This is a genomic window from Nonomuraea sp. GTA35 (assembly GCF_041950525.1).
Taxonomy (GTDB): Bacteria; Actinomycetota; Actinomycetes; order Streptosporangiales; family Streptosporangiaceae; genus Nonomuraea.
The window spans coordinates 25,902-48,118 of sequence record NZ_JBGNUV010000029.1; the positions used below are offsets into that span (position 1 = coordinate 25,902).

Consider the following 22,217-nt stretch of genomic DNA (forward strand, 5'->3'; position numbering starts at 1 on the left):
CCGCCTTCCAGGATCATGCCGTGTGACGACTGCACATGAGAGCGACGTCCCCCGCCCGCTGGCGCTGGTGACCGGTGTCGGCCGCACGGTCGGCATCGGCGCGGGCATCGCCGAACGGCTCGCGGCGGACGGCTGGAACGTCGCCTTCACCTTCTGGACCCCGTACGACGAGCGCATGACCTGGGGCGTCGAGCCCGGCGCGACCGGCGCCATCACCGAAGCCCTGGCCACCCACGGCGCGGCCACCGCCGCCGTCGAGGCGGACCTGTCGGACCCGGACGCCCCGGCGTCCGTCTTCGACGAGGTCGAACGCCGCCTCGGCACGGTCACGGCCCTGGTGATGTGCCACTGCGAGTCGGTCGACTCCGGCCTGCTCGACACCACCGTGGAGAGCTTCGACCGGCACTTCGCGGTCAACGCGCGGGCCACGTGGCTGCTGATCCGCGAGTTCGGCCGCCGCTTCAGCGGCGCGCACGGCACCGGCCGGATCGTCGCGCTCACCAGCGACCACACGGTCGGCAACCTGCCCTACGGCGCCAGCAAGGGCGCCCTGGACCGCATCACGCTGGCCGCCGCGCACGAGCTCGCCCACCTGGGCGTCACCGCCAACGCCGTCAACCCGGGGCCGGTGGACACCGGCTGGATGTCGCAGGAGATCCGCGAGCAGATGCTGCGCCTCACCCCGCTCGGCCGCCTCGGCACGCCGCACGACACGGCGAACCTCGTGTCGTTCCTGTGCTCGCCGCAAGGCCAGTGGATCAACGGGCAGCTCCTGATGAGCAACGGCGGCCTCGGCTAACGGGGGCAGGGCCCGGGGCGGGGACCACGACGTCCGGTCCAGTGGCGGTCTGCACGGGCCCGGTCCCCGGCAGGCGGATCAGCGGGTCGCCGTCGCCTTCGCCGGAGGGGTGGTGGGCCAGGCGGGCAATCGGGTATCTGAGCTGTGCGAACCTTTGCCATGCCGTGGTCCGGGCCGAGGGTCGTTCGGCGGGCGTACGGGAAGGTTCGAGGTCGGATCGGCTCAAACCTCACCGGACCGGAGATGATCGTGCCCGCCAAACCCAGAAGCAGCACCAGAGCGACGACGAAGAAGCAGTCGAGCAGCCAGCCGTGGCTGCACGTGGACGGCACCGAGATCCAGGAGTTCGGCACCGTCAGGACGTGGCCGCTGGGCCTGTCGGACGAGGCCCGCGAGTACTCCTGCGAGCGGCTGAACCAGATCCTGGCCGACACGCAGATCCTCTACGCGCTCTACAAGAAGCACCACTGGCTGATGCGCGGCCCCACCTTCTACCAGCTCCACCTGCTGCTGGACAAGCACGCCGAGGAGCAGCTCAAGCTGGTCGACCTGATCGCCGAGCGGGTACAGACGCTGGGCGGCATCGCGGTGGGCGACCCGCGGCACGTCGCGGAGATCACCGTGGTGCCGCGCCCGCCGAACGGCGCCGAGGAGGTGCCGGCGATGTTGTCGCGGCTGATCGAGGCGCACGAGACGATCCTCATCGCCTCGCACGACGCCGCCACCCGTGCCCAGGAGCTGGGCGACGACGGCACCAACGACCTGCTGGTCTCCGACGTGATCAGGACCGGGGAACTGCAGACCTGGTTCCTGGTCGAGCACCTGGTGGACACGCCGCTCGTGGAGACGCCGCACAACGGGCATGGCCGCGCGCCGCGCCGCGCCGCCCGCTCCTCCAAGTAGCCTCAGCCCTCGCGGCGGCCTCCAGCCGGATGACGACCGCCTCGCCGCCCCGGGGGTGCGAAGACGCGCTCGCTGACCGGGTTCGGCAGGCGGAGGCCGCCGGGCTCGGGCACGCGGGTCAGCTCTCCACGCCGAACCCGTCGAGCGACTCGCGTTCCTCCTGCGTACGCAGCTCCTGGAAGACCGTGATGTGCAGCCCCGCAGGCGCGTCGAGCCGGGCGTTCAGCGACTCCCACGGCGTGACCGTGGGCGGCGCCACCTCGGTCGCGCCCGCCGAGACCAGCCGCCGCGTGGTGCCCCTGGCGTCGTCCACCTCGAACGCGACCCGGATCTTGGGCGCCACCTGCCGCCCCACCTCGACCTCGTCGATCATGACCTTCTGCGCCGGGTTGGCGATCTCCAGCGTGGCGCGGCCCGCGTCGAGGATCGTCACGCGGGCGCCGTCCCCGCCGGAGAACGCGGCCTGCTCGGGCAGGCCCAGCACGTCGCGGTAGAAGGCCAGCGCGGCCTCGTAGTCCTCCGCCTCGACGACCAGCCTGAGCTGGCGGACCGGGCCGTCCGGGGTGGTGGGGTGCGTGGTCATGGGCGGGCTCTCCTTCACGGGGTTGCGCTTTCTCCCGTAACAACCGGGCGGCCCTGTCACTTCATCCCCACGGCTATGATCTTGGAATTTCTTTCCGCGCCCTGGAGGACGAGGTGCTCACGAACCTGACCGCCGCGCTGGCCCTGACCGCCGTGCTCGGCGCCCCGCCCGCCGGCACGGAGCTGCCGGGCACCGCCGCGAAGATCGTGGCCGATCTCGCGGGCCGCCCCGTCCAGCTCAGCTACTACGCCGGCGCCAAGAGCCGACCCCCGGCGTTCGAGACCTGCGTCCCCGGGCGCCCGGGGACGTGGCCGGTCAGTACTGCACCCACAGGTTGTACAGGCCGGGCGCGGTCCAGTTGGTCGGGATGACGGTCTCGCAGTAGTACGAGCTCCAGGTGTGGTCGGCCTGGCCCTGCCGGCCGAACCACTGACACTGGTCGGGCCAGCCGTAGCTGCCGTGCTTGACGTAGGCGGCGGAGGTGGAGGCCGCCAGGGCAGGGGAAGCGAGAGCGGGTGCGGCGACGAGGGCGGCCAGCGCGAGCGCGGCAAGTAAGCGGGACTTCATACAGGAAAGTTAACTAACAATTTGGGCACCGGCAATGCCCGTTCCGCCCTGCCTTCGGCGCCCGAGGGGCGGCCGGGTCGCTCAGGGCTGGGTGCCTGGCGGCGCCGCGGTCGTGTTCCTGCTGGGCGGCGAGCCGATCCGGTCTCACCTACGATCTCGGGGTGATCACCTTGCATGACATCCTCGCCGGCGCGGAGAGCGGGCGTACGCCCGAGCCGGGCACCGGTCCCACGATCGTCCCGCAGCCCTCCCCTCGCGACGCGGGAGTGATCGCCTTCACCGGCCACAACGTGATCTACGCCGACGTCGGCGAGGAGTGGATCAGGTCCCGGATCCCCGAGGGCGACCTGTCGGCGCCGCTCAACCCGCCCTTCCTCAGGGATCTGGAGGAACGCATGGGGCGCCGGGTCGACACCATCGACATGCTCGCCGTGGGTGGCCCCTGCGCCGGTGACCCGCCGATCGACCTGGCCGAGGTCACGGACGCGGCGCACCCGCGTGTCCTGCGCGCCCACCGCCGCCGCGCCGGCGTACGCGTCTGGACCTGCCCGGGAGGGCTGCTGGTCGTGGGGCGGGGAGTCGCGGGGCGATGGGAGGTCGCGATCGAGGTCGAGCCGCCCGGCCGGGGGCGCGGGCTGGGCCGGGCGCTGGCCCGGGCCGCCCGGCATCTCGTCGAGCGGCCGCTGTGGGCCCAGATCGCGCCGGGCAACGCGGCGAGCGTCCGGACGTTCCTCGCCGCCGGCTACGTCCCCATCGCCGCCGAAGCGCTGCTCGTCCCGGCCCCTACGACCGTCCGGGACGCCCACGGGCCGCGGTGACGGCCCGCTTTCCCGGGCCGCTTTGAGGGCCGCTTTGAGGGGCCACTTTGACGGGCCGCCGTAATGGGCCGCCGTAACGGGCCGCCGTAACGGGCCGCCGTAACGGGCCGCCGTAACGGGCCGCCGTAACGGGCCGCCGTAACGGGCCGCCGTAACGGGCCGCCGTAATGGGCCGCCGTGCCGGAGCCGGCGGGCGCCCCGCCGGTCCGGCCCGATGACGGCTCAGAGGTACCGCGGGAACAGGTCCGTCGTCGGCCAGGTCGTCACCTTGCCGATCTCGGCGTTCATGCGCGGGCTGAGCACGTCGAAGTCCGGCGACCCGCTCTCCTCGTTCCGGTTGAACAGGGCGGCGTAGGTGAAGCCGTTCTGGAGCCGGGCGGTGTAGGTGTAGGTGCCCGGCAGCCCGCCGCTGTGCCAGGTGTTGAGGTGCCCCGTGACCTGCCGGACCCACAGGCCGGCGCCGTACCAGGAGCCGCTTTCGGTGACGCCGATCTCCGGCTTGGCCACCATCCTGCCGATGGAGGTGGCGTTCAGCACCGTGCCGGGGGCGTCGAGGATGCGGGCGAAGCGCACCAGGTCCACCGCCGAGGCCAGCCAGCCGCCGCCCGGCCCGCGGTTCTCCATGCTGAAGGCGCCGTACGGGGCCGGCACCGTCGCGCCGGACGCGTCGGTGACGGTCCTGCTCGTCTGCGCCGACTCGTAGACGACCTCGCCGGGCGCGGCCTGCGCCTTGAGGGTACGGCCGAGCCGCATGCGGGTGATGCCGGCGGGCGCCAGGATCTTCTGCTTCACGTACGTCTCGTACGCCATGCCCGACGCCTTCTCGACGATCATGCCGAGCAGCAGGTAGCCGTAGTTGCTGTAGGCGTACCTGCTGCCGGGCGCGAAGTCGAGGGGGCGGCCGCCGGCGTACCGGACGATGTGGTCGCGCGTGATCGGCAGCGTGACGCCCAGCGACCGGGAGATGGTGTGGTCCAGGTAGAGGTAGTCGCCGGAGATGTCGCGGTCCCACCCGCCCGTGTGCTGCAGCAGCCGCCACACCGTCACGTTCGCCAGCCGGGGGTCGGCCGTGGTCGGCAGCCCGAGCAGGGCGACGACGGACGCGCCGAGGCTCAGCCTGCCGTCCTGCGCCAGCCTCATGATCGCCACGGCGGTGATGTGCTTGCTCAGGCTGGCGATGCGGAACAGCGAGGTGGGGGTGAACGTCGGCACGGCCGGGTCGTCACTGTAGCGGTAGGCCCTGGCCAGCACGAGCTTGCCGTTCTTGGTGATGGCGAGCTGCGCGCAGGAGATGGCGCGCTCCACGACGTAGGTCTTCATCACGTTGTCGAAACCGGCGAGCGCGGCCGGCGCCACGCCGGCGGTCTGGACCGTCGCGGCGAACGCCGGGCGGGAGGCGGTCCCCATCGCCAGGGCGGGCAAAGTGACGGCGCCCGCCGCCAGGAAACGCCGCCTGCTCAGGCCGTTCGACACGGACGGGTGCGGCTGGTTGATCGTCATGGTCAGATGTCTAGTGGATCATCGGCCGTAATGGGATGGTTTCGACCTTTTTGCCGCCACAGGTAGCGCCTGCAGATGTCCGTGACCTCCGGCCTGGCCGTTGAGCGCCGGGCGCCCGATTGCGAAAGTCCTCCAAGTTGCGGCAAATCACCCGCCAATCTAGACCCGATTTATGCCTATTTATCCATTTATGTCGTGATTTGCGTTGTTGGCGGGGGAAGCACCTGTGAGGCGGCCCGAGCGAGGCCGGACCGGATGCCGCGACATCCGGCAGGCGGGGAGAACCGGCCACGGCACCGCTGAGCCGTCGTCCGCAGCGGACGAAGCCAGAACTCCGGAGGGAGCGTTCCGATGACCTTTCACACCCACCACACACGGCAGATGACCGGCTGGGTGGGCTGGATCTGGTTCGGCGGCATGATGATGGTCCTCGCCGGGCTGTTCAACGTCATCACCGGCCTGACCGCCGCCTTCGCCAACCGCATCTACGTGCAGACACCCAACCGGCTCCTGCTCTTCGACCTCACCACCTGGGGCTGGCTGCACTTCGCCCTCGGCTTGCTCCTCCTGGCCACGGGCATCGCCATCACCGTCGGCCAGGCCTGGGCCCGGATGGTCGGCGTCGTCCTGGTGATGCTGAACGCCCTGACACAGCTCACCTGGATCGCGGTGAACCCGTGGTGGTCGCTCGCCGTCATCGCGGTCGACGTGCTCGTGCTGTACGCCCTCATCGTCCACGGCCGCGAGGCCGAACTCGACTGACGCCGGCCGGCGCCGCCTGGTAGGCGGCGCCCACCGGTGGCCCCGTACGCGAGGGGCCGGGGACGGGTCTGTTCGGCGTGCCGCTCACTGGTTACCGTCCGAGTCATGGCCGATTTCGAGCAATACCCGTTCGGGCCGGGCCCACGAGGGGCTCTGGCCGACGCGTACGCCGTGCGCCGGGACAAGGACCCGCTGGGGAAGGTGCGGCTGCCCAGCGGCTGCACGGCCTACCTCACCACGACGTACCAGGACACGCTCGCCGCGCTGAGCGACCCGCGTTTCGGCAGCGACCTCAGCCGTCCCGGCTCGCCCCGCATGTTCAGCGGGTTCTCCCTGTTCAACACGCCGGGGATGCTCTCCAGCATGGACCCGCCCGAGCACACCAGGCTGCGCAGGCTGCTGTCCGGGGTGTTCACGCCGCGCCAGGTCAACGGGTGGCGGCCCCGGCTGCGGGCGCTCACCGCCGAGCTGGTCGACGCCCTGCCCGGCGAGTTCGACTTCGTGCGCGACTTCGCCTTCCCGCTGCCCGTCCAGGTCATCTGCGACGTCATGGGCGTGCCCGGCATCGACACCGAGCGGGTACGGGCCTGGTCGGACGCCATGCTCTCCACCTCCAGCCTGTCGCCGGAGGAGCAGATGGGCGCCGCCATGGAGTTCGCCGCGTACATCTCCGAGGTGATCGCCGCGCACCGGGACGAGCCGGGCGACGGCCTGCTCGCCACGATGATCCACGCCCGCGACGGCGAGGACCGGCTGAGCGAGGAGGAACTGGTGACCAACACGCTGGTCCTGTTCCTGGCCGGGCACGAGACGACCGGGACCGCGCTGTCCAGGTCGATGTTGCGGCTGCTGAATCCGCGCGAGGGTTACGCGCGGCTGGCCGGTGACCCCGGGCTGATCCCGGGCACGGTGGAGGAGCTGCTCAGGCTGGAGATCGTCGGCGACAGCCCGTTCCTGCGGGTGGCCAGGGAGGAGGTGGAGCTGCCCTCCGGCACCGTACGCGAGGGCGAGGCCGTGATCCCCTCCGTCTCCTCGGCCAACGTCGACCCGTCGGTCTTCCCCGACCCGGACGTGTTGCGGCCCGAGCGGCAGGCCACGCACCTGACCTTCGGGCGCGGAGCGCACTTCTGCCTGGGCGCGAACCTGGCGCGGATGGAGCTGCAGGAGATCCTGGGCGTGCTGGTGACGCGGCAGCCGGACCTCAGGCTGGCCGGGCAGGCCGAGGACGTGCCGTGGACCGAGGGCGTCCTCACCGTACGGCCGGCGGAGCTGATCGTCCGCAAGGAATGACCTCCGGGCCGCCACCGCTCCCACGGGGTCACTCATGGCCGATCATGACCCCTGGGTTCCCGGCTGCGGCGAGGTTAAGATCGGCTGGTGACGCTTCATGACCGAAGGGCCTTCATCATCGGCGGCACGGGGCAGATCGGCCGGGCCACGGCCGCCCGGCTCGTCGCGGCCGGATACGCGGTGACCCTCGGGCACCGCCGGCCCCGTCCGGGCGCCGTGGAGCCGGACGGGGTGGTGTCGGTCCAGGTCGACCGGGCCGACACCGAGGCGCTGCTGAAGGCTCTCGACGGCCACGACGTGGTGGTGGACACGGTCGCGTTCACCCCGCACCACGGCGAGCAGCTCGCCCGGCTGGCCGGCCGCGTCGGCTCGCTGGTGGTCATCTCGACGGGAGCGGTCTACCAGGCTCCCGGCCTGCCGGTGCCGATCCCGGAGACGTGGCCGACTGTCGAGCGTGAGGCCCACGACTATCCGGCGGGGAAGGCGGCGCTGGAGCGCCGCCTGCTGGCGACGCCCGGCCTGCCGGTCAGCATCCTGCGGACGGGCGTGCTGCACGGCCCGCACGGCAAGTCGCTGGATCACTGGTCGTTCATCAAGCGGGCGCTGGACAAGCGGCCGCACGTGGTGCTCGCCCAGGACGGGCGCAGCCGCTTCCCCACCTCGGCGGTGGCGAACGTCGCCGAGCTGATCCTGCTGTGCGCGCGGCGCCCGGCGGCCCGGGTGCTCAACATCGCCGACGACCCGCTGACCGTCGCCGAGATCGGCGCCAGGATCTTCGCCGTCATGGGCCACGAGGCGCAGATCGTCACCTTCGCGGGCCCGTCGCGCCCGGACGGCCTGGGCTTCCATCCGTGGAACGTGCCGGAGCCGATCGTGTTCAGCATGGACAGGGCCCGGGCCGAGCTCGGCTACCGCCCCGCCGTCTCCTACGACGACGCGCTGCGCCAGGACATCGAGTGGGCCGTCGCCGCCGTGTCCGAGGCGGAGGCGGGCGGCGGCGGCTGGCAGGACGTCTTCCCTGATCTGGTCGCCCGCCACGGCTCCGGCGCCTGGTTCCCCTACGCGGCCGAGGACGCCTACGTCGCCGGCGCGTAGGCGGCGCTACCAGGCGACGGGCATCGCGTGCAGCCCGAAGAACGGGGCGTCGTAGGCGAAGGACAGCTCCTCGAAGCCGACCGCCAGGCGCAGCGAAGGCATCCTGGCCAGCAGCGTGCCGACGGCGATCTGCAGCTCGGCGCGGGCGAGGTTGCGGCCGATGCACTGGTGCACCCCGTGGCCGAAGGCCAGGTGGTGGTTGGCGGGCCGGTGGATGTCGAAGTCGTCGGGGTTCTGGAACGCCCGCGCGTCGCGGTTGGCGGACGCGGCCAGCACCGTCAGGCGATCGCCGGCGCGGATCCGCGCGGAGCCGATCTCCATGTCGCCGGTCGCGACCCGGTCGAAGCTGACCCAGTCCTGCACGGAGTGGAAGCGCAGCAGCTCCTCGATCGCGCCCGGCAGCAGGCCGGGGTCGGCGCGCAGCGCGGCGAGCTGCGCCGGGTGCCGCAGCAGCGTGAGCACGCCCATGGAGATCGTGTTCGCCGGCGAGTCGTAGCCGGCGAGCAGCAGGAGGAACCCGATGTTGATCAGCTCGTCCGTGGTCAGCTCGCCGGTGGGCAGGTGCCGGGCGGCCAGCCGACGGATCATGCCCCGGTGCGGTTCGCGCCGCGCGCCGCTGATGAGTTCGCGCAGGTAGCCGCGGACGTCGCTGGACGCCTGGGCCGCCACGCTCGGGTCCATGCTCGTCACCGACAACATGCGCAGCCGCGACTCGAAGAAGTCGTGGTCGCCGGCCGGGACGCCGAACAGCTCGCACAGGACTCGCGACGGGACCCGGCGGGCGTACGAGGCGACGAGGTCGGCGGGCGGCCCGGCTTCCAGCAACTCGTCGATCGCCGTGTCGGCGATGCGCTGGAGGGCCGGCCGCATGGCCTCCATCGGGCGGGCGCCGAGCTCCGGGATCAGCAGGCGGCGGAACCGGGTGTGCTCAGGTGGATCCAGGTCGACGAAGAAGCCGTCGTCGGGGCGGTCGTCGTCGGGGCCGCGCGGCCGTTCGGGGCGTCCGGTGCTGGAGCTGATCCTCGGGTCGCTGAGGATCTGCCGCGCCTCGGCGTAGCGGGTGACCGCCCAGACCGGCGCGCCGTTGGGCAGGGCCGCCCGGACGACCGGCGCGGTGGCGCGCATCCGCCGGTACTCGTCCGGCGGTGCGAGCGGGCAGGTCCGCGCCATCGGGAAGGCCGGGGTCGGGTCGTGCTCCGATGTGCTCATCGTGCTTCCCCGTTCGAGCCGGACACCACTCCGGCGAGGTAGTCGGAGACGGCGGCGATGGTCGGCTGCGCCCAGAGCAGCGTCGCCGGTAGCGAGCACCGGAATCGTTGCTCCAGCCGCCGCCTGACGACCACGGTGAGCACCGAGTCCAGCCCCTGCTCGATCAGCGGCCGGTGTGGTGACAGGTCGGCGGGGGCGAGCCGCATCTCCTTGGCGATCTGCGCGCCGACCTCCTCGATCAGGAAGGCGCGCAGTTTCTCCGGCTCCAGATCGGCGAACGATTCGGTGAGCCGCTCGCGGCCGGCCCCGTTCTCCCCGGGAGCCGGCGTGTCGATCACGGGGTACCGCAGGCCCGACAGCCAGCCGAGCACGTCGCCGGCCTGGCCGGTCACCAGGACGTGCACGGTGTCGGCCCGCTCGGGGTCGAGCCACACCTCGATGGTCACCAGGTCCGGCGGTGCTGCGACCGTGACCAGCCGGTCGACGTTCGTCACCATGCGCAGCAGCGGGTCGCCGGGGAACGCGCTCGGCGCCACCGACATCGCGGCGTCCAGAACGGGCGCCCAGGTGGCGGCCGGCCCGCAGCGTACCCGGGCGCGCAGCGCGCCGTGCCCGCGCCGCAGTTCCTCGACGCTCCAGTCGAAACCGGTGTGCGGCACGCCGACGGCGGCCAGCCGGCGGGCGACCAGGCCGGGTTCCGCCGAGGGGAGCGGCTGCCGCGGAGATGCCGGTGGCTGTCCCGGCTCGCCGGGGATCCGGGCGGTGGCGATCGGCTGCCATGCGGCCTCGGGCTGGCCGGCGAGGCGGGCGGCCAGCCGCACCTCGGCGCCCTGCCGGACGATCTGGACCTCGCGGCGGTCGGCGGTCAGCAGCGGCGCCGACATCGTCACCTCGCCGAGCGCCCGGCGGCCGGCGGCGGCGAAGAATGTCGCGGCGAGAACCGCGGCCGGTACGATCTCCACGCCCTCGATCGCGTGGCTGCCGGGATAGGGCCGGGTCTGGTCGTCCAGGACGGTCCGCCACAACCGGACGTCCGTCCCGGCGACGTCGACATGATCGCCCAGCAGCGTGTGCGTGTCCGGGTCGTGGCCGCGTCCGCCGGTGTCGGGGGGCGATGGCGGGCGCCAGTGCCTGCGGCGCTGCCAGGGGTAGGCCGGGAGCACGACCGGCCCGCCGGCGGGTTGCAGCCGGCGCCAGTCCACGTCGAGGCCGGCGCAGTGCGCCGCGGCCACGGCGTTGAGCAGGGCCGCCTGGGCCGGCCGGTTGCGGCGCAGCGACGCGCCCACGAAGACGTCCTCGTGCCCGCCTTCGTTCAGCGTCTCCAGCACCGAGTGCGTGACGACCGGGTGCGCGGAGATCTCGATGAACGCGCGGTACCCGTCGGCGGCGGCCGCGGTGACGGCATCGGCCAGGCGCACCGGCCGGCGCAGGTTGGCCGCCCAGTACGCGCCGTCGAAGCCCGGCGCCGTCCGCGGGTCGTCCAGCGTCGTGGAGTAGACGGCGATGCCGGGGAGGCCGGGCGTCAGGCCGGCCGCGGCCGCGGTCAGGTCCGCCAGGAGCGGGTCCATCTGCGGGCCGTGGAACGCCACGTCCGAGGCCACCCGGCGGGCCGGGATCCCCTCCTCGAGCCAGCCCGCCAGCACCTCTGCCACGGCGTCCGGCTCGCCCGAGACGACCGTGGAGCCGGGTGACGACGCGATCGCGGCGACCACGCCGGGATGGTCCGCCAGCCGCCGCGCCGTCTCGTCGAACGGCAGCCGCACCATGGCCATCGCGCCCCGGCCGGCGACCCGGCGGAGCAGGCGGGATCGCCGGCAGATCAGCCGGGCGCCGTCCAGGCGGCTCAGCGCTCCGGCCGTCACCGCGGCGGCGATCTCGCCGACCGAGTGGCCGATCACGGCGTGCGGGCGCACCCCGTGCTGCCGCCACAGCTCGGCCAGGCCGAGCTGCATCGCGAAGATCATGGTCTGGACGTGGTCGACCTCGGTGAGCTCTCCCCCTTCGAGCATCCGCCGCGGCGAGAACCCGATCTCGTCGGCGAACACCGGTTCCAGCTCGTCGATGACGGCGGCGAACGCCGGCTCGGCGGCCAGCAGTTCCCGGCCCATGCCGGCCCACTGCGAGCCGTGGCCGGAGAACACGAACACCGGCCCGGGGCCGGGATCGCCGAGTGGCCGCCCCGTGGTCACCGCGTCGTCCGGCGCGCCGGCCGCCAGGTTGCGCAGCCCGCGGGTCAGCTCGGCCTCGTCGCGGGCGGCCACCACCGCCCTGTGCTTGAGGTGGGTCCGGCGCAGGGCGAGCGTGTGCCCGAGGCCCGGCAGCGGCACCCGGCCGACGACGCCGGCGAGGTCGCCCGCGGCCTGCCGCAACGCCTGCCGCGACGCGGCGGACACCGGGAACAGGCGCCCGGCGGGCCCCTCGGCGGGCGCCGGCGCCGGAGGCCCCTGTTCGAGGATCACGTGGGCGACGGTCCCGCCGTAGCCGAAGGCGGAGACCGCGGCGCGGCGCGGACCCGCGGAGGCGGGCCACGGCGCCGGCGCGCCGACCACGCGCAGCCCGGCGCCCGCCCAGTCCACGGCCGGGGTGGGCTCCGTGAGCCGGCTCGGCGGGAGCTCGCCATGCTCGACCGCCAGGACGGCCTTGACCAGGCCGGCGATGCCGGCGGCGCCTTCGAGGTGACCGATGTTGGACTTCGCGGAACCGATCAGGCACGGCTGGTCCGCTGGCCTGCCCGCCCCGTACACGGCGGCCAGCGCGCCGGCTTCGAGCGGGTCGCCGACCGCGGTGCCGGTTCCGTGCGCCTCGACGTAGCCGACGGTGCGGGGATCGACGCCGGCCTGCCGCAGGGCGCGGCGCATGACGTGCTCCTGCGCCTGGCCGCACGGCGCCATGATGCCGACGGTGCGGCCGTCCTGGTTGACGGCGCTGCCGAGGACGGTCGCGAGCACCGGGTCGCCGTCCCGCACGGCGTCGCGCAGCCGCTTGAGCACCACGACCGCCGCGCCCTCGCCGCGCCCGTACCCGTCGGCGGCGGCGTCGAACGACTTGCTGCGCCCGTCCGGCGCGAGGGTGCCGGCGGCGTCCAGGGTCAGCGTCTCCCCGGGGGACAGGATGAGGTTGACCCCGCCCGCCAGTGCCACGTCGGTCTCCCCCGCCCGCAGGGCCTGCACGGCCAGGTGGACGGCGACCAGGGACGCCGAGCAGGCCGTGTCCACGGCCAGGCTCGGGCCGCGCAGGTCCAGCGCGTGCGACACCCGGTTGGCCACCGCGCAGGTGGCGGCGCCGATCCCGGTGAACGCCTCGACGTCGGGCAGGTCCTCGAGCAGCCGGTGCCCGTAGTCGCCGGTGCAGACGCCCACGTACACGCCCGCGTCGGTGCCGGCCAGCGCGCCGGCGGGGATCCCGGCGTGCTCCAGGGCCTCCCACGCGGTCTCCATCACCAGGCGCTGCTGCGGGTCCATCAGCTCGGCCTCGCGCGGCGAGAGCCCGAAGAACTCCGCGTCGAAGTCCGCCACCTCGCTCAGGAAGTGGCCGCGCGGCACCGTGCGGCGCACCGCCGCCGCGTAGGACGGGCCGCGCCCGGCGTAGTCCTGCCAGCGCCCGGCGGGCGCCGGCCCGCTGGTGTCCCGTCCCTGGCACAGCAGGTTCCAGTACGCGTCGGCCGAGTCGGCGCCGCCGGGCAGCCGGCAGCCGATGCCGATCACCGCGATCGCTTCGGACGGCCGGTCCATCACGCGTCCCCTTCCCGCCTCGGCGACCACGCGGGCGTCTCGAGAATCTCCACGACGGCGGCGGAGATGGTCACGCCGGGGCCGTAGGCGAACATCAGGAGATGGTCGCCGGGCCCCAGGCCGCCGCCGCGCACCAGGTGTTCCAGGGCGAGCACCTGGTCGCTGGCCCCGCAGTGGCCGATGGTCCGGCCGAACTCCCAGGTCGAGCGGGACGCGGGGATGCCCAGCCGGTGCTCGCAGATCTGCTCGGCGATCTCCCGGGAGGTGTTCATGCAGGTCACCCGGGTCACGTCCGCCGCCTTGACGCCGGCCTCCGACAGGGCGCGGTCGATCACCTCGACCATGCGTTCGTCCAGCGTCACCAGCACCATGGTCCCTTCGCCGCCGGCGACCGCGCGGCGCCGGAACGTGTCGTTGTGCGCGGCGAAGTCCACCGTCCTGCCCTCGGTGACGCCCGGCGGGAACAGCGGCTCGGCGCACCGGTGCATCTCCTCGGCCTGCGACACCGACATCGTGCTCACCGAGGCCAGCCGGGCGAATCCCGGCTCGGTGTCGAGCACGACGGCGCTGGCCGCGTCGCCGGCGATGGCCCCGGGCAGCATCCGCCAGCGGTCGGCCAGCGGGGTGCCGTAGTTGTCGGCGGCGACCAGCAGCGCCGCCTGCCGCCCGGGGTCGGCTCGCAGGTAGCTCGCGGCCAGTTCCAGGGCCGCGAACATGCCGTTGCAGCCCTGCTTGAGCTGGGTCGACAGGACGCCGTCGCCGACCAGATGGCGCTGCACGTAGGCCTGCGGTGGCCAGCCTTCCGGGCCCTGGTGCCAGGTGGAGGTGTAGAGGAGGAGGTCCAGCTCGGCAGGGGGGCGGCCGCTGCGGGCCAGCGCGGTGCGTGCCGCCCGTAACGCCATCTCCGGCGCCGGGAGGTCACCGGCCACCGCGACGGAGGCGATCCCGTGCAACTCGGCCTCCTCTGCCGGGTACCAGCCCGCCGCCACCGCGTGATCCACCGCCACGGTGTCGGGCAGGTACGAACCGACGCCGCTGATGTACATGTCCGCCGTCTCCATATCGCCTCCCGGCTCGCTCGAACAGGTCAGTCCGGCCTTCCGGAGGCGTACTCCGGCGGGATGTCCAGGATCCGCAGGACGGCGCAGGCCAGGGTGGTGCCGGCGCCGAACCCGACGAGCAGCAGGTGGTCGCCGGGGGCCAGCGCTCCGGTGGCGAGCAGGTGGTCCAGGGCGACGAACTGGTCGCTGACCCCGAGGTGCCCGACGCGGGCGCCGTACTCCCAGGTGGTGTCCGCCAGGGTCAGACCGAGCCAGTTGACGCCGCGGTGCTCCACGTCGTCCCGGCGTACGTGGGGGAAGGCCGCCCGCGCCACGTCGTCGAGCGTGATCTCCGCCTCCTTGAGGGTGCGGTCGACCAGCTCCATCATCGTCGCCTGGATCGCCAGCATCACCCGGGCGCCGTCACCGTCCAGCAGGCGCCTGCGGAACTCCCGGTTGCGCGCGGCGAAGTCCAGTGGCCGGCCCACGGTCGCGTCCGGCGGGAACATCGGCACGCCGCCGTCGTTGACGGCCTCGGCCTCCGGCAGCACGGTCACGTTGACCGACCGCAGCTCGGCGAAGCCGGTGTCCGTGGTGACGAGCAGCGCGCAGCCGGCGTCGCCCATCACGGTGCCCTCGATCATCCGCCACCGGTCGACCAGCGGGGTGCCGTGGTTGTCGGCGCCGACCAGCAGCGCGCTGCCGCCGGGGCGCAGGTATCCGGCGGCGAGCTGCAGCGCGTTGAACAGGCCGCAGCAGCCCTGCCGCAGCTCGATCGCCGGGACGTCCCCGCCGACGAGTTGCTGCTGCAGGTAGTACTGCGGCGCCCAGCCCTCCGGGCCCTGGTGCCAGACGTCGCAGTACAGCATGAGGTCGAGGCCGCGCGGCGACAGCCCGCCGGAGCGCTCGAACGCCTGCCGCGCGGCGCGCAGGCCCAGCTCCGGGGCCGGTACGTCGCCGGCCACCGCCGCGCCGGCCAGGCCGAAGCGCTCCGCCTCATCGGCCGGGTACCGGCCCTCGGCGACGGCCGTCTCGATGGTGACCACCGGGGGCAGATGGACGCCGATGCTGCGCAGGTACGTGCCGGGAGTGCGCATCTGACCTTTCCTCGGTGCCGGACGGGCTCACTGGGTGCGCGGTGCCGCGACGGGATCGCCCGGCCCGTCGCGGAGCAGCAGCATCGGGTCGGCCAGCTCGTACAGGCCGCACATCGGCGGGCACGCCTCGTAGCCGAGGAGCCGCTGGATGTCCTCGGGGTAGCCGCGGACCACGTCCAGGGGGATGGACAGGTACTGGTTCTCCTCCTGGCGGAGGTTGCCGAGGTCGTAGGCGTACGACAGGCCGGTGCGGGGCGCGTCCGAGGCGTTGGCTCCGGCCCCGTGGTAGGTGCTGCCGAGCCACAGCAGCGCGGAGCCGGCCCGCATCTCGGCGGGCACCGCCTCGTCCTCGCGTGGCCCGCGCTCGTCGTCCCAGCGGTGGCTGCCCGGGATCACCCGGGTGGCGCCGTTGCGCGCGGTGAACTCGCTCGCGGCGACCATGACCTGGACCCGGCTCTCCGGGCCCGGGTGGGTGCGGAGGTGGGCGGTGTCGTCGCGGTGCAGGCCCTGGGGGGCCACGCCGGGCTGGATCTGGATCGCCCGCGAGATGCCGAGCTGGATCGTCGGGACGAACTCGATGCGCTGCTCGCCGAGCCAGGCGCGCACCGGCCGCTGCAGGAAGTGCCGCGCGAGGCCGAGGAAGTGCGGCTGCCGCATGACGGTCACCGACCGGGCGCTGCGGCGGACCAGGCCCGGCAGGATCCGGGTCTTCTCGCCGACCAGCCGGCCGTCGCCGTCCTCCTGGCGGGCCAGGGCCGGGCCCAGGTCCTCCCACAGGCCGTCGAGCGTGCCGGGGTCGAGGAAATCCTCGATGATCACTGCTCCGGCCGCTTCGACCGCGTCGATCGCTTCGTCGATCGGCGCCGAGGCGGGCAGGGTGGTCAGGGTGGTCGGGGTGGTGAGGGTCGTCGGCGTGGAATCGGTCATCCCGGCCTCCGGGAGGGCTGTGTCTGGTGGTGTGGTCAGGCGGCTCGGGCGGGGGGCCCGAACCACCGCGCGAGAGCACCGGTCAGCGACGCCTCGTCGGCGGGGGTGCTCCAGGCGACGAAGCCGTCCGGACGGATGAGCAGGGCGTCCGCCGGAGCGTCGGCGCATGCGGCGGTGACCACGTCGACCCGGTCGGACCAGGGCCCGGCGAGCGCGCGCAGTCCGGGATCGGCGCCGAGGTCGAGCAGCAGCGGCCGCCCGGTGCGCTGCAGCTCGGCCAGCCGTACGGTGCCTTGGGCGCCTTTCAGCCGCAGGTCGGGGCAGTAGCGCCCGACGAGCGGGCCGGTCAGCGACGGGTCGCCCATGTCGTAGCTGATGTGCAGGTCGTCGACCAGGGCGGTCAGCTGCCGGTTCGTGTCGTCGTGGAGCAGCAGGCGGGTGAGCAGGCGGCGCAGCGCGTCGACGTGCGGGCCGGGGCGCATCAGCGCGATGGAGGCACGCTGGACCTCCAGCGTCTGCGCGCCGACCGGATGCCGTTCCGAGGTGTAGGTGTCGAGCAGGTCCTCGGGGCACTGGCCTCGCGCGACCGCGGCGAGCTTCCAGCCGGCGTTGACGGCGTCGCCCAGCCCGAGCCGCAGGCCCGGGCCGCTCCACTGCGACTGCACGTGGGCGGCGTCGCCGACGAGCAGGACCCGCCCCTGGCGGTAGGTGGCGGCCTGCCGCTCGTTGTCGGTGAACCGGTTGATCTTGTGGACCTTGGTGACCGTCACCTCGGTGCCGCTGAGCCGGCGCAGCGCCTCCTGGAACTCCTCGCGCGTGATCGGCGCGTCCCGGTTCGCCGGCGGGCCGATGAACTCGAGGGTGATGAAGCGGGGCGGTCCCTCCTCGTACACCAGGAGACCGTTGTCCTTGCGGAACCAGCCGGGCAGGTGGAAGCCGGGGTCGTCGATCTCGGCGAAGGCGCGGTACCCGGTCGTGATGCCGTCCGTTCCTGGGAAGGGGATGCCGGCCAGTTTCCTGATCGTGCTGCGGCCGCCGTCGCATCCGGCGAGCCAGCCGGCCCGCATCCGGTACGGCCCGTCCGGGCCGTCGACGTCGATCCGCACGCCGTCGCCGTCCTGGGTGAACCCGGTGACCGTGTGGCCGCGCCGTACCTCGACGCCGAGGTCGGCGGCCCGCCGGGCCAGGTCCTGCTCCAGCAGTTGCTGCGGCACCAGCAGGTCGGGAGATTCGGGACGGAGCACGAACATGGTGGCGAAGTGCCGCGCGCCGGGGAAGGCCTTGGGGTGCAGGCTGTCCGGCCGCCGCTCGCCCTCGGCGATGCGGGCCCGCTGCTCGGCCGTCGGCTGCGCGGGGGTGCCGTCCACCCCGATCATGAGGCCGCGCCGGTCCAGGATGTCGATGGCCCGGCCGGTGATGCCCTCCGCCTTCGGGTGTGTCTCGATCCCCGGCAGTCGCTCGAGCACCACCACCGGTACGTCGTGCAGTGCCACCTCGCACGCGAGCATGAGCCCGATCGGGCCACCACCGACTACCACGACCTGTGCCATACATACCTCTGCTGGGGGGCGTGAACCTGCTGGAGGAAACGCTGGACAGCCGGCCACGGAACGGCGGCAGTGCCGGGCGTGGGCCGTGCTTCTCATGTGTTGGCAGATGTGTCTGTTCAGGTAGTGCCGATGCTAAATCGGGTGGTTCAAAAATTACTAGTGGTGGCATTTACCTGATTTGTCATGCATAATCCCCTTCGGTGTTGATCAACGGAGGTCGCCCATGCGCGACGGCCAGCCGGCCCAGCCCTTGGAAACCGATCGGCTCACCCCCTTCGACCCGCCCATCGGGCTGCGCCGCCGAGCCCCGCTGAGCAGACTGGCCTACCCCGACGGGCACCTCGGCTGGGTGGCCACCGGATACTCCGTCACCCGGGCCATCCTGGCGGATCCGCGGTTCAGCACCCGGCGCGAGCTGCTGCACCAGCCGGTCGGCCGCGAGCGCGCGACCGAGCGGCCCACACCCGCGGAGCCGGGCATCTTCCCGCACATGGACCCGCCTGAGCACACGCGGTACCGCCGCCTGCTCAGCCACCACTTCGGGGCCCGGCGCGTCGCCGAGCTGACGCCCGCGATCCAGCGGCACACCGCGCAAGCCCTGCGCGACATGGCGGACGGCGGGGCGCCCGCCGACCTCGTCGCCGCGTTCGCCATGCCGATCCCGGCGCTGGTGATCTGCGAGCTGCTGGGCGTGCGGGCGGAGGACCGGCAACGCATCCAGGCGGCCACCGCGGTGATGAACAACCTGGACTCGCGTCCGGAGCAGGTGGCCGACGCCGTGGGGTCGATCACCGCGACGGTGCGCGGCGTCCTGGCCGGCGGCCCGCCGGGCGGCGGGCTGCTGGCGCACGCCGCGGCCACCGGCGACCTGAGCCACGACGAGCTCACCAACCTCGGGATGGTGCTCCTGGCCACGGGCCACCTTCCCACGGCGAGCATGCTCGCGCTCGGGGCGTTCGTCCTGCTGACCGACCCGGCCCAGCGGGCCCGCCTGGCAGCGGATCCGGAGCGGGCGGTCGAGGAGCTGCTGCGCTACCTGTCGATCCTCCAGTTCGACGTGCGCCGCACCGCGCTGGTCCAGGTCGAGATCGGCGGCCAGGTCATCGCGGCCGGCGAGACCGTGGTGCTGGCGCTGCCGGTGGCCAACCGCGATCCCGGGCACTTCCCCGACCCGGACGCGCTCGACCTGACCCGCTCCGCGGCCGGGCACCTGGCGTTCGGGCATGGCGTCCACCAGTGTCTCGGGCAGCATCTCGCGCGCGCCGAGCTCAGGGTGGCGCTCACCGCGCTCTTCGAGCACTTCCCCGACCTGCGCCTGGCGGTTGCGCCGGCCGAGGTGCCGACCCGCGACCGCATGGCGGTGTACGGAGTGGACCGGCTGCCGGTCACCTGGGGCGTCGTCCCGGCGGACCGACCGAGAAAGGTTCGAGATCATGCGCTACAGGACCCTGGGTGACTCCGGCCTCCGGACGTCGGTGGTCGGGCTGGGCTGCAACAGCATCGGTAAGGGTCTCGACGTGACCCGTACCAGGGCGCTGGTGGACGCGGCGATCGAGGAGGGGGTCACGCTCTTCGACACCGCCGAGTCGTACGGCGAGCCCGCCGGCGCCGGCGAGGAACTGCTCGGCGCGGCGCTGGCGGGGCGCCGGGACAAGGTGGTGCTGGCCACCAAGTTCGGCAGCCCCGGCCACCGCCCCGACGACGGGCGGGGCGAGGCACGCGGAGCGCCCGGCGGCCGGTCGTCCATCCGGCGGGCGGTGGAGGGCTCGCTGCGCCGCCTGCGCACCGACTACCTCGACCTGTACCAGTACCACGTGCCGGACGGCGTCACCCCGATCGAGGAGACCCTGTCCGCCCTGACCGAGCTGGTGCGCGAGGGCAAGGTGCGCTACCTCGGCAGCTCGAACGTCCCCGGCTGGCGGATCGCGGAGGCCGCGCACCTGGCCCGCGCGGGTGGCCACGCGCCGTTCGTGTCGACGCAGACCCACTGGTCGTTGCTGGACCGCGGCGCCGAGCGCGAGGTGGTGCCGGCGGCCGTGCACTACGGGGTCGGCGTCCTGCCCTACTTCCCGCTGGCCCACGGGCTGCTGACGGGGAAGGTGCGGCGCGGGCAGGAGCCGCCGGCCGGATCCCGGCTCGCCAGGCTGCCCCACCTCGTCACGCCGGAGAAGCTGGATCGGGTGGAGGCGCTGGCGGCCTGGGCCGGCGAGCACGGCCGGTCCGTCCTGGAGGTGGCCATCGGCGCCCTGGCCGCGCTGCCCGGCTGCGGTTCGGTGATCGCCGGCGCGACGAGCCCGGAGCAGGTCCGGGCCAACGCGGCCGCCGGCGACTGGGAGCCGACCGCCGGGGAACTGGCCGAGATCACCGCCCTGGTGCCCCTGGGCTGACCCGCGTCACCTGCCGGAGCGCCAGGCGTTCAGGAACGGCCACTTGACGTCGAGATTCACCAGCTCGATGACCCGGCGGTCGTCGAAGACGACGCGCTCGTTGCCCTTGTAGTAGCTGAACTTCGGAGCGTTCTTCTCGAACTCCACCGAGAAGTCGTCGAGCTCGCTGCGGAAACGTTCGGGCAGGAGGGCTTCGCCGTAGAGCGGCAGACCGGGGATCTCGAAGGCCTTGGTGAACGGGACCGTGGCGGACCCGCCCCGCACCGCCAGGTGCTGGATCCGGGCGGCGCCCGCGTCGCCGGCGTTGACGTCGCTCAGGCCGTCGTAGGGCAGGGGGATCCTGAACGGGCCGGTGACGATGCCGCCGTCCTCGAAGACGATCGCCTGGGTGCCCTTGGTCCAGGTGTGCCGCCAGCGGAACTTGGGGCCGCTGAAGGCGATCGCGGCGGCGTCGATGTCGCGGGTGAACTCCTTGGGCAGGAACGGCCACTTCTTCTTGATCGGCGCCGGTCCCTCGATGAGCCCGCGGTCGGTGTAGATGGCGTACTGGCTGCCGATCAACGCCATGTGCTTCCAGGCCTTCCGCTCGTTCACGGTGGTGACCGCGTCGAAGGCACGCAGCGCCGAAGCGGGCGGGCGGGCCTGGCCCGGCGGCGAGGTGGGTGCCGCCGCGGTCGCGGAGATGGGTGCTGCCGCCGCGCCCAGCGCGATCACGGCGACCAGCAGCGCCGGCAGCCGCCACAGCCGCGGCAGGACAGGTGTCTGCTTCTCGCGCACGTTCCGCTCCATTCACTGGGTCATGTCGCTCACAGGTCAGGAACGGTTCGTGCGGGAGGCGGCGGCGGATGAGGGGCGGATCGGGATCCCGCGTCAGGGTTCCGCGTTCCGGTCGAGGCCGAGGGTGGCGATGAGGTCTTCGTGGAGCTCGAACCAGACCCGGTGGCAGGAGTCGACGTCGGTGCGGTCGACCCAGGCGTCCTCCCCCGACCGGGCACGCGCGAGGGCGGCGGCGAACCGGCTGTCATAGCCGCGGAACCGGGTCAGGATGCTCCCGAGCCGGCCCGCGAGCGGCCGGAGCCCGTCGCCGATCTCTTCGAGCTCGCGCAGGACCCTGGCGTCCCAGGCGCGATCGGAGTGGTCGTTGATGGCCAGCCGGTCCCCGGCGGTGGGCCGGAGTTGCCAGTCGGTGCAGGCTCGCAGCAGGAGCGCGTTCAGCGGCAGGAACGCGCGGTAGACGTCACGAACCTCGCCGGCGCCGCCGACGCCGGCGAGCTCGGCCGCGAGCCGGCGCTCGTTCTCGGCCCGGCCCCGCTCCGTCAGCGACCAGCCTCCGGTGCCGGCGAAGGAGGTGTGCTCGACCCAGCCATGCGCCTCGGCGTCGAGCAGCAGCTCCTTCGTCCCGGCCGGGTCGAGGCCGTACCGGTGTGCGACCACCTGGGTGTCCGCGAGCCCGGTGATGCGCACGGCGTGCAGGACCAGGAGGTCAGGCGCGGAGTCCGGCGGCGTCACGGGCCGATGTCCTGTCGTGCTGTCAGGCGGGTGTAGTGCTGCTGGCACGCCTGCGGCGAGTTGAACCCCATCGCGTGCGCCATCTGCGCCCAGGTCAGCCCGGCGCTCCTGGCCATGAACAGCAGGGCGGACTCGAGCCCGTCGACCTCGGCGCGGGCGGCGGGCAGGAGGGTGAGCGCGCTCAGCACGGCTTCCGGGGTCAGGCCGGTGTTGCGCCAGACGGCGAACTGCACGAGGTCGACCGCCGAGGGCGGGGCGGGCGCCGGGCGCCACGGGCGGGCGTCGAGCGCGTGCGCGCCCAGGCTCAGCAGACGCTCGCGCGCGTCCTGCTCGCGCTGCGCCTGGATGTGGTCGGAATGCGCGCTGTGGGAGAGGTTGGGCTTGCGTGCCATGCGACTCACCCTGCATAATCAACGAAATTTTGTCAACAAAATGTTGAAAGCAGGGCGG

The 22,217-nt window shown here is 73.2% G+C and carries 20 protein-coding genes; 8 read left to right on the top strand and 12 right to left on the bottom strand.

Annotated features, from left to right (window positions below; genetic code table 11):
* The first annotated feature begins 22 nt into the window (after nucleotides 1–22).
* Both ACBJ32_RS57280 and ACBJ32_RS57285 read left to right on the top strand, forming a co-directional pair.
* Nucleotides 23–799 carry an SDR family oxidoreductase gene (locus ACBJ32_RS57280; RefSeq protein WP_375134029.1) on the top strand — a complete coding sequence of 259 codons (777 nt, stop codon included), beginning with the start codon at nucleotides 23–25 and terminating at the stop codon, nucleotides 797–799.
* A gap of 249 nt (nucleotides 800–1,048) precedes the next feature.
* Nucleotides 1,049–1,702, top strand: coding sequence for a DNA starvation/stationary phase protection protein (locus ACBJ32_RS57285; RefSeq protein WP_357885764.1), 654 nt, complete (start codon nucleotides 1,049–1,051; stop codon nucleotides 1,700–1,702).
* Nucleotides 1,703–1,820: 118 nt separating this feature from the next.
* Here ACBJ32_RS57285 and ACBJ32_RS57290 read toward each other — a convergent pair whose 3' ends face one another.
* Together ACBJ32_RS57290 and ACBJ32_RS57295 are read right to left on the bottom strand one after the other, a co-directional pair.
* Complete coding sequence (locus tag ACBJ32_RS57290) at nucleotides 1,821–2,285, bottom strand: VOC family protein (RefSeq protein WP_375134030.1); 465 nt, start codon at nucleotides 2,283–2,285, stop codon at nucleotides 1,821–1,823.
* Between the two features lie 315 nt (nucleotides 2,286–2,600).
* Nucleotides 2,601–2,852, bottom strand: a complete 252-nt coding sequence (locus ACBJ32_RS57295) for a hypothetical protein (protein WP_357885758.1) — start codon at nucleotides 2,850–2,852, stop codon at nucleotides 2,601–2,603.
* Between the two features lie 161 nt (nucleotides 2,853–3,013).
* Here ACBJ32_RS57295 and ACBJ32_RS57300 point away from each other — a divergent pair, with 161 nt between their 5' ends.
* The gene (locus ACBJ32_RS57300) at nucleotides 3,014–3,670 is read left to right on the top strand and encodes a GNAT family N-acetyltransferase (RefSeq protein ID WP_375134031.1); all 657 of its coding nucleotides are present in this window, start codon (nucleotides 3,014–3,016) and stop codon (nucleotides 3,668–3,670) included.
* Between the two features lie 222 nt (nucleotides 3,671–3,892).
* Here ACBJ32_RS57300 and ACBJ32_RS57305 read toward each other — a convergent pair whose 3' ends face one another.
* On the bottom strand, nucleotides 3,893–5,170 hold the full coding sequence (locus tag ACBJ32_RS57305; protein WP_375134032.1) for a serine hydrolase domain-containing protein: 1,278 nt from the start codon (nucleotides 5,168–5,170) through the stop codon (nucleotides 3,893–3,895).
* A gap of 351 nt (nucleotides 5,171–5,521) precedes the next feature.
* Between ACBJ32_RS57305 and ACBJ32_RS57310 the strand changes: the two genes are divergently transcribed.
* From ACBJ32_RS57310 to ACBJ32_RS57320, 3 genes are all read left to right on the top strand, one after another.
* Nucleotides 5,522–5,932 carry a hypothetical protein gene (locus ACBJ32_RS57310; RefSeq protein ID WP_375134033.1) on the top strand — a complete coding sequence of 137 codons (411 nt, stop codon included), beginning with the start codon at nucleotides 5,522–5,524 and terminating at the stop codon, nucleotides 5,930–5,932.
* Between the two features lie 105 nt (nucleotides 5,933–6,037).
* Nucleotides 6,038–7,222, top strand: coding sequence for a cytochrome P450 (locus ACBJ32_RS57315; RefSeq protein WP_375134034.1), 1,185 nt, complete (start codon nucleotides 6,038–6,040; stop codon nucleotides 7,220–7,222).
* A gap of 87 nt (nucleotides 7,223–7,309) precedes the next feature.
* Complete coding sequence (locus ACBJ32_RS57320) at nucleotides 7,310–8,317, top strand: NAD-dependent epimerase/dehydratase family protein (RefSeq protein WP_375134035.1); 1,008 nt, start codon at nucleotides 7,310–7,312, stop codon at nucleotides 8,315–8,317.
* A gap of 6 nt (nucleotides 8,318–8,323) precedes the next feature.
* Here the strand turns inward: ACBJ32_RS57320 and ACBJ32_RS57325 are convergent, their stop codons facing one another.
* From ACBJ32_RS57325 to ACBJ32_RS57350, 6 genes are read right to left on the bottom strand one after another with little or no spacing between them, the layout of a single operon-like run.
* Nucleotides 8,324–9,526: a cytochrome P450 gene (locus ACBJ32_RS57325; RefSeq protein ID WP_375134036.1), complete on the bottom strand. Its 1,203-nt coding sequence runs from the start codon at nucleotides 9,524–9,526 to the stop codon at nucleotides 8,324–8,326.
* A complete protein-coding gene (locus ACBJ32_RS57330; protein WP_375134037.1) occupies nucleotides 9,523–13,257 on the bottom strand; it encodes a type I polyketide synthase in 3,735 nt (1,244 codons plus the stop codon). The genes ACBJ32_RS57325 and ACBJ32_RS57330 overlap by 4 nt, the downstream gene beginning before the upstream one ends.
* Nucleotides 13,257–14,318 carry a ketoacyl-ACP synthase III family protein gene (locus ACBJ32_RS57335; protein ID WP_375134038.1) on the bottom strand — a complete coding sequence of 354 codons (1,062 nt, stop codon included), beginning with the start codon at nucleotides 14,316–14,318 and terminating at the stop codon, nucleotides 13,257–13,259. The genes ACBJ32_RS57330 and ACBJ32_RS57335 overlap by 1 nt, the downstream gene beginning before the upstream one ends.
* Before the next feature lie 26 nt (nucleotides 14,319–14,344).
* Entirely contained in the window at nucleotides 14,345–15,394 is a 1,050-nt protein-coding gene (locus tag ACBJ32_RS57340; protein WP_375134039.1) for a ketoacyl-ACP synthase III family protein, read from the bottom strand.
* Nucleotides 15,395–15,421: 27 nt separating this feature from the next.
* A complete protein-coding gene (locus tag ACBJ32_RS57345) occupies nucleotides 15,422–16,321 on the bottom strand; it encodes a phytanoyl-CoA dioxygenase family protein (protein ID WP_375134040.1) in 900 nt (299 codons plus the stop codon).
* Between the two features lie 35 nt (nucleotides 16,322–16,356).
* Nucleotides 16,357–17,871: an FAD-dependent monooxygenase gene (locus tag ACBJ32_RS57350; protein ID WP_375134041.1), complete on the bottom strand. Its 1,515-nt coding sequence runs from the start codon at nucleotides 17,869–17,871 to the stop codon at nucleotides 16,357–16,359.
* Between the two features lie 223 nt (nucleotides 17,872–18,094).
* Here ACBJ32_RS57350 and ACBJ32_RS57355 point away from each other — a divergent pair, with 223 nt between their 5' ends.
* Entirely contained in the window at nucleotides 18,095–19,327 is a 1,233-nt protein-coding gene (locus ACBJ32_RS57355; protein ID WP_375134042.1) for a cytochrome P450, read from the top strand.
* On the top strand, nucleotides 19,305–20,258 hold the full coding sequence (locus tag ACBJ32_RS57360; RefSeq protein WP_375134043.1) for an aldo/keto reductase: 954 nt from the start codon (nucleotides 19,305–19,307) through the stop codon (nucleotides 20,256–20,258). Before ACBJ32_RS57355 ends, ACBJ32_RS57360 begins: the two co-directional genes overlap by 23 nt.
* A 6-nt stretch (nucleotides 20,259–20,264) precedes the next feature.
* Here the strand turns inward: ACBJ32_RS57360 and ACBJ32_RS57365 are convergent, their stop codons facing one another.
* From ACBJ32_RS57365 to ACBJ32_RS57375, 3 genes are all read right to left on the bottom strand, one after another.
* Nucleotides 20,265–21,035 carry a hypothetical protein gene (locus ACBJ32_RS57365; protein WP_375134044.1) on the bottom strand — a complete coding sequence of 257 codons (771 nt, stop codon included), beginning with the start codon at nucleotides 21,033–21,035 and terminating at the stop codon, nucleotides 20,265–20,267.
* A gap of 93 nt (nucleotides 21,036–21,128) precedes the next feature.
* Nucleotides 21,129–21,767: a transcriptional regulator gene (locus ACBJ32_RS57370; protein WP_375134045.1), complete on the bottom strand. Its 639-nt coding sequence runs from the start codon at nucleotides 21,765–21,767 to the stop codon at nucleotides 21,129–21,131.
* Nucleotides 21,764–22,159, bottom strand: a complete 396-nt coding sequence (locus ACBJ32_RS57375) for a DNA-binding protein (protein WP_375134046.1) — start codon at nucleotides 22,157–22,159, stop codon at nucleotides 21,764–21,766. Before ACBJ32_RS57375 ends, ACBJ32_RS57370 begins: the two co-directional genes overlap by 4 nt.
* Nucleotides 22,160–22,217: the final 58 nt, after the last annotated feature.